Origin of the sequence: Synechococcus sp. MIT S9504 (assembly GCF_047497135.1) — a bacterium.
In the GTDB taxonomy this organism is placed as follows: domain Bacteria; phylum Cyanobacteriota; class Cyanobacteriia; order PCC-6307; family Cyanobiaceae; genus Synechococcus_C.
The window spans coordinates 2,451,257-2,468,111 of record NZ_CP138942.1; the positions used below are offsets into that span (position 1 = coordinate 2,451,257).

The window sequence follows — 16,855 nt, forward strand, 5'->3', positions numbered from 1 at the left end:
TTTCAACGCATCCCCGCCAAGACCTGTTCACGCCCCTGACGCAAAGCTTCCCCCAGCTCAGGGCCAGGACGCAGTCCCTCGGCCATCAACTCCCGCGCGCTGACAGGTGACGCCACATGCCGCCAGCGCCCCCACCAGCGCAGCAGCGGTCGCCAGCAGGGTGGGTTGTCCAAAACAGCAAGCGCAACCGCCTCAACGGACCAGCGACCTGCTTCGATGCTTCGGGTCCACTGCAGAACGTCCCACTCAGCCCAAGAGTGCGAGAACACTTCCATCAACAACCAGCTCCGTAACTCCAGCAGCTCCGCCAACCAGCGCTGCTGCTGGAGAGGAATCTGGAGGCGCTGAGCCAAAGCGATCGGATCAGAGGCTGAAGCCACCAATGCAGCCATAGCTGGAAGTCCAAGACGGGAAGCCCAGCCAAGGCGCCTGATCAGCCTCGCCTCAGATTGCAGCCAGGGGTCCAAGAGCGGCATGGCGGACCAGGCCTGAAGAAGAACCACAGCCTCAGCCCATGGTTCCCGCTCCAGCAAAAGATCCAACTCCATGCGCAACCGGGTTCCTAACGCCGGCGGAACAGCATCAACAGGATCACCAAGGTGCCAAGACCAAGGCCAGGCAGAGAGTGTGAACGCCACCTGACTCAACGCTTCCGGCGCAAGACAAAAACCCAACCTGGCGCAATACCGCGCTGCTCGAACCACCCTGGTGGGATCGTCCGCAACGCTGCCGTCATGCAGGAAAGCGAGATGGCGCAGGGCCAGATCCACCTGACCTCCATGAGGATCCATCAGCAGCTGACTGCCATCTGGATCGAGCACCAGCGCCATGGCATTGACCGTGAAGTCCCGACGGGCCAGATCTTCATCCAGTGCACCAGCCTGAACAAGTGGGTTCTGCCCTGGGGCTGGGTAGGTCTCGATTCGCGCTGCTGCAAGGTCGATGGGCACTCCATCGATCTGCAACTCCGCCGTACCGAACTGCTGATGAACGACCACGTTGGTGACACGCCTAGGACCAAGAGTCTCCTGAAGACGGCTCACCAGATCTTCACAGGATCCCTCAAGCACAAGATCAAGGTCGACAGGTGCACGCCTTGGTTCGCGACATTGATGGTGGAGAAGTGCATCACGCACTGCGCCACCGACAAGCGCCAGATGCCCTGAGCCTTGAGCATGAGCCTGCTGTGCCAACGATTGGAGGAGAGGCTGATAGAAATCCGGAAACGCGAAACCCGTTCCTACCTTCATGAAATCTGTGCTCAGCGACGGGAAAGCTTTTAAAGGAAGGCAGCAGCCAAAGGAGAAGTAGCTGGGTACATGATCACGACAAATGACCAATCAACAGAGCCCTCAACCACATCCATCAAACAGCAGCTCGCGAATGACCACCAGTCCAACTCAAGTCTCTGGAGCCCAACAGAGTTCACCCTCGGAGAGCAAGACACTCAACGAGCAGCGGTGCATTACGGTAAAACGACTAGAAGCAATCGATGTCGACCTCAATAATCATTCCCTGTTACAACGAAAAAAACGCAATTCGTGACACCATTGAATTAATTCGCTCGACAATTGAGAACACAAAGATCGAAGACGTCGAGATTATTTGCGTCAATGACGGATCAACAGATGGATCCGAGCATGTTCTCAATGCTCTGGCATGCGAAGAAGGAGATGGAAACTTGTTAGTCGTGCATCACAAACGAAATCAGGGCTACGGAGCCGCTTTAAAAACAGGCATCCGACGCAGCCAAAAAGACTATATCTGCATCACAGATGCTGATGGAACTTATCCCAATGAACGCATTCCCGAGCTGATCGAACAAATCACGAAGAACGACCTTGACATGGTTGTTGGTGCTCGCATCGGACCCAATGTTGATTACTCCAAGATCCGCTCGATTCCAAAAATGATTCTGGTCCCATGGGTGTCTTTCCTGTGCGGCACTGACGTACCTGACATGAACTCAGGCTTGAGAATTTTCAGACGCGATCGATCTCTGGATTTCCTCAAGCTCCTTCCTGATGGCTTCAGCTTTACGACAACCATCACCATCTGTCTGCTCAGAAATCGATATGGCGTTGAATTCATGCCCATCAGCTACGCCAAACGAGTCGGCAAAAGCCATATCAAACCAGTAAGAGATACGTTGAGATTCACTCAATTAATCCTGCGCACTGGCATGTACTTCGCACCGATGCGTCTTCTGTCGCCATTGATTATCGCACTCGGAATCCTATTCATCGTGAGCGGAACCTATGACCTGGCAATTCTGAACAATCTCACTGACAAAACTGTACTGCTTGGATTTGCCAGCCTGAATGTTGCCATGTTTGCACTCCTTGCCGACATGATTGATAAACGCGCAAACTAAGCTCGAAAAAGGCAAAGATCCCTAAATCAGCCTCACTGGAGGGAGCACTCCAGGGCGAAAGCGAGTAAAAAGATGACCATAAAAACTCACCAACACCATCGCGAGACAAAGCACCGAAGCCGGTGCAAACGGCAATGAGTAACGCGGCAAAAAGTGACTAACTAAAGCATAAAATCCAAAAAGCGAGACAGGAACAACAGAGACCATCAACCACGACGAACGTCGCTGAGCAATCGACAAAAGAGGAGCCAGAAAAAGCGCAGGAAAAGCAATTGCATTCAAAAAGACCCCATTCCAATATCTAGAGCGAAAACCCCAGAAACCCCTCCAGGAGAAGGGAATAGTCGTTGTCAAAACACTGAGTGGATTACTCCTAAACTGGCGAAGGGCATAGGCCTTTCTCTCACTGTCATCAAGAGAAAATTGGTAAGGCAACGCCCTTTTTCCTCTTTGGTAAAAAGAACGGACATCCCCATAACGTTTTTGCTTCAAGGCCTCACGATCGCATTCCAGGTAACGCTCAAATACTGCCAACTTTCCATCACATGACAGCTCCTCATCTGAGAGCTCCATCAAGGGGCCCAACACATCACGGCGAATCACATTTGGCGAAAAGAAATAAAAAGAGTCACGGAATTCCTGGAGATTCATCTGATTAAAAACAGACCTAATGAGCAGCACGTCTCCACCACCTTTTGCGATGGCGAACTTGGAGAAATGAACCTGGTTACGAACAGCCCAAGGCCCAACAATCAACAAAAAACCTAGCGAAAAAGCAACCAATAACCTCCAAAAACGATGACTCATTCCTGAAATCACAAAAGCAACCAATGGCAAAACCAACAGCGCCACATAAGCAACCGAAGACTTAGTCAATGCCATCGATCCAAGCACTACTCCAGCAGCCAGCATCCATCTTGCAGATTTTTGGCGAGATGCCATCAGCAAAACAACACTCAACCAAAGAAGAATCGATGCGGCAATCAACTCAGTGTTCATTCGCCGGATCTGTCCAATCACAAAGAAATGATTCACTACAGCGATTTGCGCAGCAGCCAACAAGTTAGCTGCATACATCGGCGCAAAAACCAATCGAGAGCTTAACCAAAGCGCAAGAAACAGAGAACCCGCCCAGAACAAATTGACGGTCTTTAAAAACAGTAGAAAAGACTTGCTGAAAGGCTCTCCCACTTGATCCAAAAAACCGGGCCGAACAACCTCAGCGACTCTCAAATAAACTGCAAGCAAAAAATTAGGGAATGGTTCTCGCCTATACCCTGGAACAACTACCTCAGAAACCTGAGATTCACTGTAAACACCATACTTAGCCAGATTCAAACCTGATCGAACATTCTGAACTGCATCTCCACCAATAGGATCTGAATCCAGCAGGTAAAAATCCTGAATCAACAAGAATAAAATCAGCAGAATCACTGCCACTGCTGAGAAGCTGAGCAAACGGCGGATGAACAGTCTCGGCATGGGGAGTTAGTCGGAAACGACCGCAAGGCGGCGGGCCTCTTCCAACTGTTCGGGTGTATCCACCGACAAAGATGTTCCCGCGACAGAAAAAGTGGAAATCGTGTGGCCCGCTTCGATCAAACGCAACTGCTCCAAACGTTCCAAGTCCTCAAGCGGTGAGACCGGCAGTTGCCCCCAAGCAGCAAGAACATCACCGCGAAAGCCATACATCCCGACATGCCCCCAGTAATCCGTGTGCTGATACCAATCGGCGGGATCAACATCCCGCACATGAGGTACTGCGGAACGAGAAAAGTAGAGAGCCCGTCCATCATGAGCGAGCAAAGTCTTCACTACAGCTGGGTTATGGATGGTGTCGGGGTTGAGCCGATACACGGGAGTCACAACCGCCGGCACAGGATCACGCTCTGCAAACTCATGAACCATCTGCGACACAACAGCCGAATCAAGGAAAGGCTGATCCCCCTGCACATTGATCACAGCAGTGCTCTGAAGTCGTTGATGCAGTAGGGGTGCATCCCAATGTTCAGACTCTTCGCCCCAGGCCAACCCCGCAAGCTGATCAGCAACAGAAGCAATGCGCTCACTGCCGGAACTGCAGTTCTTCGACGTCATCAACACGGAATAACCCCAGCCTGTGGCGAGATCATGCAAACGAGTGCTGTCAGTGCAGAGCACAACTGCAGCAGGCCCATTCGCCTGAGCACACCGTTCCAAGACCCGCTGAATCATCGGTAGACCACCGATCTCAGCCAGCACCTTGGCAGGTAAGCGCGACGACGAGAGCCGGGCCGGAACCGCAACCACCGACCGTTGAATGCCCAAAGACTCCATGACCGACTAGTCCCAGAGTTTCATGGCGTCATCACGAGCGCCAAACCACTCAGCAGCCAGAGCACCGCCCATGGAGCGCTGCTCTCGGAACCAAGGCCCACCGAGCGTCCAGTGCAGCAGGCGTGGTCCACCATCATCCACAGCAGCAGCTGGAGCCTCCTGCACATCAACAAGATGATTCCAGCCCGAATCAAGAGCGCCGATCTCATGATCGCCTTGAAGCCAATGGAAGCGATGCAACTCCAGACCGGTGGCAGTGTTGACGTAATCCACAGTGAGTTGTGTGCAACGACTGCAGTTGAGCAGCATCAACGAGCTCCAGTTCTTTTTGGGATAAGCGCTCTGAACCTCACCAAGGAATTTCACCGTTTCACCAGGGACATGCTCGTGCTGAACGCACATTGCGGCATAGCCATCGTCACGTTGATCCCAGAGAGCCTTGATATCTCCTCGACAGAGCATGTCGCAGTCCATGAACAAGGCCCAGCCCTGATATCCCATGAGGTGCGGCACCAAAAACCGCGTGAATGAGAAAGCAGTGCTTTGTTTTGGGTCACGTTCCCGCCAAAACAGCCCCTGAGCCTCCAACTGTGGAGTCACCAGAGGAGTAATCGCCAAAGGTGCTGAGCTGGATTGGTAGAGGCTGTCAATCAGGACGTTTGTGGCAGCCCGCTCTCTTGGGTCGTAACCGATGAAAATCGGAATCGGTCTCACCGTCACCACAGGTTGCACACACTGGACCGAAGGTTACGGCCAACCGAAGAGTGAGATCTAAGCTTCCGCCCTCAGCAGAGTCACCATGGCCACACGGCAGGTCGCCCTCCAATCGATCACCTTCGCCAACGACGCTCCGTTTGTGCTCATTGGCGGCGTCAACGTTTTGGAGTCAAAAGACTTTGCACTGGAAGTGGCAGGTCAATACAAAGAGATCTGCCAAAAGCTCAACATCCCGCTGGTGTTCAAGGCCTCCTTCGATAAGGCCAATCGCTCTTCGATCCACTCCTTTCGCGGGCCTGGACTAGCAGAAGGACTGAAGATCCTCAACTCGGTGAAGGAAACCCACGGAATACCCGTGATCAGCGACGTACACAGTCCTGAACAAGCCGCACCTGCAGCTGAGGTGTGCGACATCATCCAGCTGCCGGCCTTTCTCGCCCGTCAAACGGATCTGGTGGAAGCCATGGCCCGCACTGGCGTCGTGATCAACATCAAAAAACCACAGTTTCTAAGTCCGTCCCAAATGGGCAATCTTGTGGAGAAATTCCGTGAGTGCGGCAACGAACAACTGCTGATCTGCGAGCGGGGAAGCAACTTCGGTTACGACAACCTTGTGGTGGACATGCTCGGGTTCGGGGTCATGAAGCGCTGCTGCGATGAACTTCCTCTAATTTTCGATGTCACCCACGCCTTGCAGTGCCGCGATCCTGGTGGTGCAGCTTCCGGCGGCCGTCGCAGCCAGATCGTCGATCTCGCCAGGGCTGGTATGGCGATTGGACTCGCAGGGCTTTTCCTGGAATCTCATCCTGAGCCAGATCAGGCTCGCTGTGATGGCCCCAGCGCATTACCACTCTCACAACTCGAGGGCTTTCTGACTCAAGTGAAAACAATTGATGACGTTGTCAAGGCCATGCCCGAGCTAGTCATTCACTAACAATGCAAACAAAACAACCTGTTGTGTTTGAACAATGCTGGAGCTTCTGGCTAACGGGGCTCTCTTGTATTGCCTTGATGATCGGCACAGGCTTATCGCTTTGGCTTCGCTCAAGCCAAAATGCAACAAGTCAGCTTCACCAGGCAATCACCACTTATTTCGCCAACAGCGCCAGAGATTACAACAATACTTCTCACGCAATATTCATCTTTATTTTAGTGTTTTTAGCTGCGGTCCTATTGCAAGCAATAGCACGCAGTCCTGACAGAAAGAACAAAACAAAAAACCACAGAAACTGGTCTTTTAGTTTGGTTAGCGCAGTGAAGCGTCATCCGGCAGTAACCATCATACTCACGGTCTATATTGTTTTAATGGTGCAGGAGAGCAGCTGGTTTTACAAGGAAATCCTCACCTGGTATGACGATATCTACACAGACCATTTACTCAATAACTTCCGCCTAAGAGAAAGCTTTATCAGTGAAACAATGAGAAGAAACGACTTTCGCTTCTTCCCCTTATCACACCAAGATCTTCATGTTTTAAGCTGGCTCACTCCCTACACAAAAATCTGGTCACTTGTCAGCGGAGTTGAGCTCATCGCGACCATTGTGCTTGGCTGCAAAATTGTGGAGGCGTCAAACAAAGGCAAATCCAGCGCTTCATTAATGATCATGGGAACGCTCTTGTTCCTATTCACAAGTGCAACCGCATTCAATTATTTCCAATTCATTTACAGCGAAAGGATACTGACTTGCCTACTTGCATTATTTACCTATCAATACTGCACCTATCAACGAGAAGGCAGCTCCAAGAATGGAAGAGCTGCTCTTCTGTTTGCACTTTTCATTCCCTTCTTTAAAGACACAGCGATTATCCTGGTCACCATTCCAGCAATCACAACAATCGCCCTGGGGAGCTTTGGAAAACTCAAGAATTATCCTCGCTGGAACTCACTGAGCCCATCGATGTGGGCAAAAGCGTATTCGCTGGAAATCGCGATCTGCAGCCTAATCCCCTTCTTCCTTGCAACTTTTGTGATTTTGAGCGCCCTTCCAAGCATTGCCGTGGGAGTTCAGCGCTACGACTCACATTTGGGCTTCTCATCTCTTGCACTCGATACACGCCTCATTATTTTCATCGCCTTTCTCGCCACTCGCCTCTGGCTCATCCAACGCAATCGGGTTGAAGTGACGGCCTTGGATGGTCTCAACCTTGCAGCACTGATCTATGGATTTGCACTTTTCGGATTAGTTGGCCTCGATGGGAGCAATTACATGACACTGCCGATCCAGTTCGTCGCCGTTCTGGACATCCTGATGATCTGGGAAAGTCTGGCCGCTCCTCGACTCCACAAGATGGTTAACTCCCGCCAAGCACAGGCCATTGCTCTTGGCGCCACAATGCTAATCCTGACATTCGAAGATCGTCAATCCGAAACATTTCGCCAAAGCACTGAATTTATCACCAGAAAGCAAAGATCATGGCGCAAAACATTTAACAAAACCGAGAAACTCGCCATCAAAGCAAGAAGAAGAGGCGAGTCCATTACACTCATTTACTCCAAAGGCTGGTTTCAACATTCCGATCAAATGAAATCGCTTCCCTACGACCGACTTGTCTATTACGATATTGACACGAGAGAGTACAAAGTCAAAGAGGGTGCAGGCAAAGGAATGCTTTATTCCCCCAAAAAAGGTGATTACCTGATTGACATTGATACGGGCAAAAAGCTAACGCGATACGGCATTGATCTCAGCCAATATGAGCTTCTTTACGAAGAAAGACCAAATCGTCAATACGGAAGAATCTTTCGCCATCTCTAAAACAAGGTGGTCCCAATCAATCAACCACCAATCTATTTAAGATCCAATCATCGATCAATAAACCAATGACTTTGCACGCTCATCCTGAGGATTCTCAATCGTCTGAGTAGACAAGTCTCCCGTTCAAGCGCGCCACCCAGGGAATCAGCAACGCCAGCTGCGCCAGACCTGCCGGCTGATTCAACCAGGAACTGTCGTAACGGATCGATGCACTCTGCTTGGCATCAAAGCGCATCCGATTTCCAGAAAGAATGTGACTGTTGGAATGCTGTGCTGGCGCCAGCATCCGAGCATCAAAGTCAATGTCCAGCCACCGACACAGCCGCCTCAGGCTTCCTTCCGGATCGAGAGCTAGCTGCTCGTAGCCAAGCCGGTACACAGGCCGCCCTGTGAAGTCGAGTCTCGAGGCCTGCCGCGCATTGACGCGACACCAACGCAGCAGCGGCTTCAGACCAGGCAACCACTGCTGGCGACGACGACCATCACGGGAGCGGGAATGAACCCAGCTGCGAAGATCCCTGGTGAGATGAACGATACGAATCTCCAGATCAGGATCCTCCAAAAAAGGAAGAACCATGTCGTCCTGGTAGGAGTCGACCACCCAGCGAGCCTCAGGATGATGCGTCTTCACACCATCCAGCAGGCGCATCGTTTTTTCTGCAAGTGAGCGTTCGTCATGGGCAGGCAGCCAGTCCAGTATCGGGCCCCACACAGCACACTCCGCAGCAAGCGCACCACAGGTGCAGCTGCGCTTGAAACGCAGTTCACGGCGGAGCTGAGCAGGACCACGACTCTCATCCCCTGGCGCAGGCCGCTCCAGGATTCGCGCAGCTTCCCCGAGGCCCACCAGCTGAGGATGCGCTCCCAGAGAAAGATCCAGGATCGTTGTACCGCTGTGGCCAAGACCGCGGATCAACAGCAACCTGCGCCTTTGAAGCACATCACCTGTCATGACAGCGGCTCCGACCGGTATTGCATGACCTGATGCAACAGCTGCGAAACCTGCTGAAGGTGGTGCTCGATGGTGAAGTGCTCCTGAACACGCTGGCGCCCGCAGTCTCCCAGACGTGCTGCGAGAGCTGGATCCTGCACCAACTGGGCCATCGCCTGGGCCATCGCGGTCTCATCACCTTCCTCCACAAGCAGACCGCTCTGTCCGTCCAACACCACTTCAGGAATCCCGGCGTGGCGGGTGGCCACCACGGGCAGTCCACTGAGCTGTGCCTCCATCACAGCAACGGGATTGCCTTCACTGTCGCCATCGGGGGCCACCAGCGAATGCTGAACAAAACCCCGCACTTGTCGCATCAGATCAGCCACCTGATCCTGAGGGCGCGCTCCGAAGAAGCGCACACAATCCTGCAGCCCCAAATCACCCACCAGCAAACGGGCCTGCATCAACAGAGGCCCCTCGCCAACCATCCAGAGAGACGGCTGAGGCATCACTCGCCCAAGGCTTTGGCACATCAGGGCAAAGGATCGAATCGTGTGCAGAGGACCTTTTTTGGCAACAAAGCGACCGACCGCCAACAACCGCGGCGGTGTCCGCGCAGGGTCGCTGCTATGAAAAAGATCACTGTTGGCTCCGGAAGGACTGATCAACAGTCGATCGGATCGTGCACCCAGGCTCAGCAGGGTGTCAGCCATCGGCCTGGATTTAACAATCACACCCGAAGCGATGGCCAGCAGTCGCCTGTATCGCTCGCGCAGAAGACCCAAGCGACCCTGGGCCGAGGCATCGGAACCACGGAAATGCACCACCAACGGCACACCACTCCAGGCACACGCCTCCATCACCCGCACCGCCTCAAAGCCGAACTCCACCATCACCACATCCGGTTGATGACGCCTGATCAAAGCGCGCGCCACTAGTGCCGCAGGCCAGCCAGCTAAACGCAGCCAATGCAGGCGGGTGAACAGCTTGCTCAGCCCAATCGCCATGCCATAGGCCAGTCGCCAGGGTGCTTTGAGGGGTCGCTCATCGCCGAAGTAGGCCGTCACCGCAAACGGCAGGCCCTGAAGATTGGCGCGCACAAAGGTTTCGCTGGAGGCCCGTGCCGTGGGTGCCAGCACCAACACCCGTTCCCTCTCCCCCTGACGGCGCTGAGCGGCCCTGATCATGGCTGTGCGGGCAAAGCCAGCACCGAACGCCAGTGGGGCTCGACCACAGCCCAGTCAAGAGAGCGCAGCGTCTCCCTAGCCGAGTCGCCACAGCGCTGGCGTAGATGGGCATCCTGCATCAGACGTTCCAGCGCAGCCCCAAAAGCAACATCGTCGCCCGTTCCCACCACAAGACCCTCCCTGCCGTCACGAACCATCTCCAGCGGACCGGGTGAAGCGTCACTCACCACTGAAGGCAGACCCGCAGCCATCGCCTCCAGCAAGGCATTGGGCATTCCTTCAAACCGTGATGGCAACGCGAAGATCGAGGCCCGCTGCATGAATTGAAGCGGATCGGATTGGAAGCCCTCGAAGCAGACCTTCGAGCGCAAGTCTTGCTGATCCACCAAGTCTTCCAAGGCATCACGCTCCGGCCCATCCCCCACAAGCGTCAATCGCCAGCCCTGCCGGACGGATCCCGGAAGCAGGGCGAATGCGCGAATCAGGACATCGAGTCCTTTTTGCGGCACCAACCGCGCCACAGCCAGCACTTCCTGCTGCCGCTGAGAGGAGCATCCATCCCCTTCTCGCAGACTGAGACCCGCGGGGAGTGGATTGGGCAGCAAGTCCAACCGTTGCCAGTGCCCCATCTCCTGCAGAGCCTGCAGAACACCTTCGGTGTTGGCCGTCACCACGTCGGCACGGCGGTAATACACGCAGCGCAGGCGATTCCAGAGTCGATCCAGACGCTGCAGTCGGGGGTCATTGCGTTCCGAAACCACCAGATGAATCGGCAGATCCCAGACCGCAGCGCAGCAAAGAATGTTGGTCTTGGTGAGAAGCGCCAGGACGCGGCGGGGGCGATGCTCCAACATCAGCTCGCGCAGGCGGCGATAGATCACCCCTCCACTCCCGCGCATGCACCAGTTGAGCAAGCGAATGGGAATGGCATCGGAACCAGGCTGAATCTTGGCCTCGATCAGGGGCCAGGTCCATTGCATGGAGCGCAGCACCAGCGCCATGGTCACCCGAATCACCAGGCGCCGCAGCTTGATGCACTGCGCCACGCAGAACCGACGAGTGCGCGCCAGCAACGATCGATTCCAGACGTCCCTCAACCAGGGATGCACATTGAGATCGTTGTCTGGGCCAAGGTCAAATGTCGTGATGTTCTCCGGCAGACGGTGTTTGATCGGATGACCATGGCGCAGCGAAAGCACCCGCACCTTGTAACCCTGAGCAGCAAAGTGCTCAGCCGCCAGCAAGCCGACTTTCTGGGCTCCGCCTGCGCCGAGATGAGGCAGCACCACCCAGAGATCATCCATGGCATAACCGCCGCATGGCCTCTAGACAATCACGCCGCAGACGCTGCTCGGCGTATTGCTCCCGCACCAGCAGGGCCCTCTCGCCCATCCACAGGCGACGACCCGGATCCTCCAACAGGCCAGAGATTGCCTCGACCCAGTCGTCAAAAGTGGCGTCCGCCGGCAGCAGCAGCCCGTTCTCTCCATGGCGGATCAGATCAGCAGGACCCGTCAGACAGTCACTGGCAATACAGGCACAACCGGCAGCCATGGCCTCCAGCAGCACATTCGGGAAACCTTCAAAACGCGATGGCAAAACAAACACCGTCGCCCGGGCATACCAGCGCGCCATGCTGCCGCTGACCCCTGGCATCAGCAAACGCTGCTGCAGAGCTGAATTGTTTCCGAGCCTCTGGCGCAACCATTGCTGCTGATCAAGGCCTTGGTACAGCCCGGGAGCGAGACCAAGCAGCGCCAGATGCAGACTTGAATCTCGGCGGGCGAGCGTTGAGAAAACAGGCATCAGACGATCAAAACCCTTCTGACGCGCTTTGGTGCCGGCCGCAAGGATCAACGGCGCGCCAGGCGCCAGCCAGTCATCGGGCTCAAGCAAAGGATCACGATCAGGCAGTGGCCAGCTCACGGCATTGGGGACCAGCTGTTGCCTGCGCACTCCACAGTGCTGACGAAGCCAATCGCCGGTGACCCGGGTCTGCACCCAGTGCAGATCAGCCCAGGGGTAGGTGCAACGACGCAACCAGCGCCACGGCAGAGCAGGAGGTTTGGCGGGGGGGTAGTTGCGTTCTGAGATCAAGGTTCTCAAGGGCAGGCCGGCACTGGCCAGCAGCAGCTTGACCGCCGGCAGGGTGGTCACCCCCACGGCAAGATCGCTGCCGTGGCGACGCAGCAGCTGACGCAAGGCCAGCACACGAAAAGGAAAGGCAAACCAGCCAAGCCAACGCAGCAACGGCGCCAACGGTGGCTCCACCCAACGCTGCACCCCCAACGGCACGGGATAGGCATCCAGCTCCGGACCCTGGCGCGTGATCACCACCACCTGCCAGCCCTCGTCCCTGCACCAACGTGCCCACTGCAGCAACACCCGTTCGGCGCCACCGAGCTTGAGAGAATCAATCGTGAACGCAACTCGGATCCCTGCCATCACAGTGGCTTGAGCGACTGCAGAAAACGCCGCGCTTTCTCGGCACGCTGGCGGCGAAGGTCGGGGAAATAGACGAGCAGCACAGGATCCACCAACCGCTCCAAATCTGGACGGGCCTGCGGTTGCTCCGGCGACCAGCGGCATTGCTGCAGCATGGTGACCACCGCTTCAGCAAAACCACGGTGGTCTTCATGGGTCTCGTTGGCGATCAGGTCGAAACGATCGGCATGGCAGGCCTGGCGTAAACGCTCCATCTCAACGACAACGGCATCAAAGCGATCAGCATCTTCGGCATGCCAGGCCATCACAGCAGCAATCGTGAGGCTGCGCATGATGTTGCGGGTCATGCGCGTTGCCGTGGTGAGATCGATGGCGAAAGGGTCATAGCGACGAGCACTCGCCAGCAGTTCGCAGGAGGCTTGCTCGAGGGCTGGGGTGTCCTTCAGGGCCATCAGGGCCCGAAGTCGGGTGAGTTGTGCCGAGATCAGCAATTTGGCCCGGTTCTCACGATTGGGCTTCAAACAGCGATAGGTGTCGGGATCCCCCTCCAGAACAGCAAGGATCATCTCCAGCCCCGCAACACCCCGACGCAAGGCCTCGCCATCCTTGGCATCAATCGCCCTATAGGTTCTGACGACTCTGCAGTAGCCCGAGTAATGAAGGGGTAGCGCAGTGCTGGAGGCCAACACATCAAAGAGGGCCAGTTGATCAATGCGACTGCCAGGGCGGGCACTGCGTCGAAACAGCAGCTGATGAAGAATTTCCGCAACGCCGTCTTGCTGCCAGATCCGTTCGATCAGACGACAACCTTCAACGTTGTCAGCCACCGCCAGGCGTCGACTGGCGAGATCACTCAACAGGGTGATGTTGGTTGGATTTTTGTTCAGCCAGCCCTTCAGCACTCGCTCGGACAAGGCCTGCTGTCCACAGCGGTCAAGCAGCGTGAGCCCTGCCAGCAAGAGCTGCGCCGAAAGCCGAGATCGACTCCATTGACTGCGCACCGCGTGGTATGAGGGTGCCTGCGGCGCCAGTGGTTCATCAGGCATCAGGCCGTGGTGATCCAGGCAATCGAGCATGGCCCTGGTCCGCGTGAAGTAGGTGTTGAGTCGCGATCGTTCCAGACGCTGACCCAGAGCCGGACCCTGTTGCGCAAGGGCACGATGGATCGCGGCTTCAAATGCAGGAGCATCCGGCGGGCAGAGCATGGCCACATCAGCCTGATCCGCAAGGGCAGGGATGGCCGTCGCCACGACAGGACATCCGGCAGCCAGGTACTCGAAAAATTTCATCGGGTACATATGCCGGGTGTAGTCGTTGAGTTGCAACGGCAGCAATGCCACATCGGCATGGGCTAGGTAGGCCGGCAGGGTGCTGTAGTCCCTCGTGCCGAGGAGATGCACATTGGCCAGGCGACGCCAACCACTGACATCCGTGCTGGGGTCTGTTTCACCCACGGGCCCGATGAAGAGATAGGTCCACTGCGGAGTGCGCTCCATCAGCAGCTCCAACATCCTCAGGTCCAACTTGTAGGCATCGATGGCGCCGATGAAGATCAGAACCGGACCAGTGCTTTGAGGCCAGTCAGACGGTCGTGACAGATCACCGGCAAGTGCCTGGCCAAAGTGGTTGGCATCAGCCACATTGCCGAAACGATGGCTGCCAGCATTGAGAGGACCTAGAGCAGCGTGCAGCTGGGGGGACGTTGTGAACAACGCGTTGGCGGCAGCGCAAAGGTTGCGCTCGGCCGCCTCCAGCACTTCAACCGGCATGCCCGGCTGGGCCTGAATCCGGTCAACACACAGGTAGATCACAGCCTGAAACCTGCTCAGACGCAGATAAGCCCGGGTCTGGGGATTGAAGGTCCACAACAACGGACGACGAAGATCGAGAACCAGATCAGCCACAAACAGGCTGAAATTGAGGCTCCAGCGATTCAACAAACCCGCCAGGCCGCGGACTTGTCCTGGCAGAACCAGCGGCGAGACCACCCAGACCCCAGGACGCACCTGTCTGGGACAACGCAGCCCACGCCTCAAGCGCCTGAAAATCCTTCCCGAATCGGAACGATCAACGCGTGGTCCACGCACGCCGAGTGAATCGACATAAAGCACCCGATGACCGAGATCTGCGAGGGCGGTCGCGACATGCTGTTTGTTCGTCCAGAGTGGATGATCCCAGTCGGCGGTCGACAGAACGACGAAATCAGCCATGCCTGATTCAGGTGGCACCGAACAGAGTCATTTCACGGAAACTCTCGGATCGTTCACAAAGCTCGTCAAAGCTTCCACTGGCCACAATCCGGCCATCGACGATTTCGTAAATGCGATCGCATTTTTTCACCGTGGACAGACGATGGGCGATCACAATCGTCGTGCAGCGACGGCCGACGATATCGAGCGCCTGCATGACGTCATGCTCAGTTTTGTTATCAAGGGCACTGGTTGCTTCGTCAAGCACGAGCACTTTGGCCTCGCGATAGAAGGCGCGAGCGAGTGCCAATCGTTGACGCTGTCCGCCGGAGAGCTTGGCTCCATCATCTCCCACCATCGTGTAGAGCCCGTAGGGCATTCCGCCGACCACATCATCGAACTGGGCGGCTTCCAGAGAGGTCCAGACGCGGGCGTCGTCGATGGAGTCCGAGTGCTGGCCGAAGGCAACATTGTCTCGAACACTACCACTGGTTAGCCTCACATTCTGTGGCACAAACGAACAATTGGCTTGCCATGCCGGCAGCTCCTGAGCCGTGACAGGAATGCCATCAATACACAAGGTTCCTTTAGTGGGGTTGTACAAACCAAGGATCAAATGAGCCAGCGTGGTTTTTCCGCTGCCGGTTTTACCGACGAAGGCGATTCTTGAACCACTCGGAATCGTTAGATCAACATCATGAATAACATCGGTTTCGGTTTGTTTGAAGGAAAAACTAACTTTTTTGAGCTGGATAAACCTTTGGGGCATCAAGCCACTGGGGGAAGGAACATCAGCAGAATCCAGCAGCAAACGGTCAGGATTCAGTTCCAGCAGATCAAGAGCCTCCTCCATCTGGGGAAGACCACCACGCAGCTTATTGACGCTGCGAAACAGAGACTGCAAAGGCCCCGAAATCCTCAACAGCGCAATCAAAATTGCCGAGATTTCCGGCAACGTGTCCTGGAAGGAATTCAGATCTCCGGTCAACAACGAGGGGCTGATAAAGACAGCAAATAAGATTGTGATCCCCGCAGGCTCAATCACCAAGCGTGGAATATCCGGCAAGAGACGACTGATGCGGTCATAACGCTTTGCAATACCACCATCTCTGGCGAACCTCGAAGCAAAAAACCCTTCAGCCCCATAAAGCTGAACCTCGCGCATGGAGCCAATTGATTCACTTAAAATCATCGATATTCGCTTGCGATAACGTATTTTTTGCTTCGTCGCCAAACGCAAATAGGGGGTAATCAGCCTTGACGCAACCACATAAGAAAACACCATCAATGAAAAAATGATGAATGCCTTAACCCCCAAAACGAGAACAATTCCCGTGATCAGCGACAGAATTGAAACAAGATTTCCAGCACTGGTGATCAAGGGAGCGATCACTCCAGTGGAGACATTGTTGAAAATACGATTGAACTGAAGAGCAATCCCTTTGGATTTCCCCCCTACAAAAAACTCGTACTCCTGACGCATCAGCGTGAGGTAGACACGGTTCACGAGGTCATTCCAGATTTCTGCGCTGAGCAGGCTCTGCATCAGTGAGACCCCGAAGCGCACACCGGATGCAAGCCAGAAGGTCAGAATCAACAATCCAACGATCCAGCCCGCCTGGTCCAGCAAGGCGCCACCAAAAACCTTGATGCCAGGAATCTTGTCCTGCAGGTTGTTACCGGCAAGCAATCCAACAAGGCGGGCTAGCAGAGCAACCAGAAAAACATCCATCACCCCCTGAAAAAAGGCGGCCACCATCACCACAATCAACTGCTGGTTCCGCCGGCGAGGCAGATAAGCCAGCAGCTTGCGCAGGTTGATCAAGGTCTGGCTTTGAAACGGCATTGAAGCCCTCAGCTTTCAACCTTGAGCGTTCAAGGCGCTATCCACGTACTTGAAACCTTAATTCGCAGCCATCAGTCAGCCTTGACGCCA

General features: G+C 55.1%; 13 protein-coding genes. 3 read left to right on the forward strand and 10 right to left on the reverse strand.

The genetic code is table 11. The annotated features are described in order from the left end of the window. Positions 1-2 precede the first annotated feature (2 nt). Positions 3-1,193 (reverse strand): CCA tRNA nucleotidyltransferase, encoded by a 1,191-nt coding sequence (locus SIB58_RS13550; protein WP_231856959.1) that lies wholly within the window; start codon positions 1,191-1,193, stop codon positions 3-5. 299 nt (positions 1,194-1,492) lie between these two features. Here SIB58_RS13550 and SIB58_RS13555 point away from each other — a divergent pair, with 299 nt between their 5' ends. Then, positions 1,493-2,374, forward strand: a complete 882-nt coding sequence (locus tag SIB58_RS13555) for a glycosyltransferase family 2 protein (protein ID WP_066904906.1) — start codon at positions 1,493-1,495, stop codon at positions 2,372-2,374. 21 nt (positions 2,375-2,395) lie between these two features. Here SIB58_RS13555 and SIB58_RS13560 read toward each other — a convergent pair whose 3' ends face one another. The 3 genes from SIB58_RS13560 to SIB58_RS13570 are packed head-to-tail and all read right to left on the reverse strand — an operon-like array spanning position 2,396 to position 5,413. Next, positions 2,396-3,856: a hypothetical protein gene (locus tag SIB58_RS13560; protein ID WP_156486734.1), complete on the reverse strand. Its 1,461-nt coding sequence runs from the start codon at positions 3,854-3,856 to the stop codon at positions 2,396-2,398. Between the two features lie 6 nt (positions 3,857-3,862). Beyond that, positions 3,863-4,681: a 3-deoxy-manno-octulosonate cytidylyltransferase family protein gene (locus SIB58_RS13565; RefSeq protein WP_066905085.1), complete on the reverse strand. Its 819-nt coding sequence runs from the start codon at positions 4,679-4,681 to the stop codon at positions 3,863-3,865. A 15-nt stretch (positions 4,682-4,696) separates the two neighbouring features. Then, positions 4,697-5,413 (reverse strand): glycosyltransferase, encoded by a 717-nt coding sequence (locus tag SIB58_RS13570; RefSeq protein WP_066905087.1) that lies wholly within the window; start codon positions 5,411-5,413, stop codon positions 4,697-4,699. Between the two features lie 76 nt (positions 5,414-5,489). Between SIB58_RS13570 and kdsA the strand changes: the two genes are divergently transcribed. Together kdsA and SIB58_RS13580 are read left to right on the forward strand one after the other, a co-directional pair. Further along, the gene (gene kdsA / locus SIB58_RS13575; protein WP_067326836.1) at positions 5,490-6,341 is read left to right on the forward strand and encodes a 3-deoxy-8-phosphooctulonate synthase; all 852 of its coding nucleotides are present in this window, start codon (positions 5,490-5,492) and stop codon (positions 6,339-6,341) included. Between the two features lie 2 nt (positions 6,342-6,343). Then, a complete protein-coding gene (locus SIB58_RS13580) occupies positions 6,344-8,164 on the forward strand; it encodes a hypothetical protein (protein ID WP_067326838.1) in 1,821 nt (606 codons plus the stop codon). Between the two features lie 94 nt (positions 8,165-8,258). On the opposite strand, the gene SIB58_RS13585 is transcribed toward SIB58_RS13580, so the two are convergent. The 6 genes from SIB58_RS13585 to SIB58_RS13610 are packed head-to-tail and all read right to left on the reverse strand — an operon-like array spanning position 8,259 to position 16,765. Further along, positions 8,259-9,116 (reverse strand): sulfotransferase family protein, encoded by an 858-nt coding sequence (locus SIB58_RS13585; protein WP_066904914.1) that lies wholly within the window; start codon positions 9,114-9,116, stop codon positions 8,259-8,261. Beyond that, positions 9,113-10,285, reverse strand: a complete 1,173-nt coding sequence (locus SIB58_RS13590) for a glycosyltransferase (RefSeq protein WP_066904917.1) — start codon at positions 10,283-10,285, stop codon at positions 9,113-9,115. Before SIB58_RS13590 ends, SIB58_RS13585 begins: the two co-directional genes overlap by 4 nt. Next, positions 10,282-11,589, reverse strand: a complete 1,308-nt coding sequence (locus SIB58_RS13595; RefSeq protein WP_067326840.1) for a glycosyltransferase — start codon at positions 11,587-11,589, stop codon at positions 10,282-10,284. The genes SIB58_RS13590 and SIB58_RS13595 overlap by 4 nt, the downstream gene beginning before the upstream one ends. After that, entirely contained in the window at positions 11,582-12,730 is a 1,149-nt protein-coding gene (locus SIB58_RS13600; RefSeq protein WP_066904921.1) for a glycosyltransferase, read from the reverse strand. The genes SIB58_RS13595 and SIB58_RS13600 overlap by 8 nt, the downstream gene beginning before the upstream one ends. Then, positions 12,730-14,940, reverse strand: coding sequence for a glycosyltransferase (locus tag SIB58_RS13605; RefSeq protein ID WP_067326866.1), 2,211 nt, complete (start codon positions 14,938-14,940; stop codon positions 12,730-12,732). The genes SIB58_RS13600 and SIB58_RS13605 overlap by 1 nt, the downstream gene beginning before the upstream one ends. Positions 14,941-14,947: 7 nt before the next feature. Continuing rightward, positions 14,948-16,765 carry an ABC transporter ATP-binding protein gene (locus SIB58_RS13610; protein WP_066904923.1) on the reverse strand — a complete coding sequence of 606 codons (1,818 nt, stop codon included), beginning with the start codon at positions 16,763-16,765 and terminating at the stop codon, positions 14,948-14,950. Between the last annotated feature and the right edge of the window lie 90 nt (positions 16,766-16,855).